This window comes from Furfurilactobacillus curtus, from assembly GCF_045862785.1.
GTDB classification, from domain to species: Bacteria; Bacillota; Bacilli; order Lactobacillales; family Lactobacillaceae; genus Furfurilactobacillus; species Furfurilactobacillus curtus.
In genome coordinates, this window is sequence record NZ_BQXO01000056.1 from 1 (window position 1) to 549 (window position 549).

A 549-nucleotide genomic window follows, 5' to 3' on the forward strand; every position below is an offset into this window, starting at 1 on the left:
GTGTTGCAAGAAAACGATGTGGAAGCCGAGGAAAAGGGTGCGGATAGTCCGCTAGATACCTTGTTTCTTGATCTAACTATGACTGATCCAGCGAGACGCGCTTATGAGTTAGGTTTCAAAAAGGCTAAAGGAGAAATGAAAGCCAGCATTATTGAAAGCCTGTTGGCGACCATTTCGAAGTTTGTTGACAAAGAAGTGGCCAATTTTACCAGCTTTTCAGACTTTGATTTAAAAGAGATTGGCAAAGCCAAAGTAGTACTGTATGTGATTATTCCGGTCATGGATAATACCTATGAAAGCTTCATCAATCTGTTTTTCTCACAATTATTTGATGAATTATACAAATTAGCCGCCGATCATCACGCTAAATTGCCCCACCAAGTCGACTTTATCCTTGATGAATTTGTCAATTTAGGTAAATTCCCAAAGTATGAAGAATTTTTAGCAACGTGTCGAGGGTACGGCATTGGTGTCACCACCATTTGTCAAACCTTAACCCAGCTACAAGCCTTGTATGGCAAGGATAAGGCCGAGAGTATCTTAGGTAAT

1 protein-coding gene is annotated in these 549 nt (G+C 40.4%); it reads left to right on the top strand.

The annotated features are described in order from the left end of the window. Positions 1-549: type IV secretory system conjugative DNA transfer family protein (locus tag ACKTR2_RS10410; RefSeq protein WP_407885072.1), on the top strand; the 549-nt coding region annotated here is incomplete at both ends.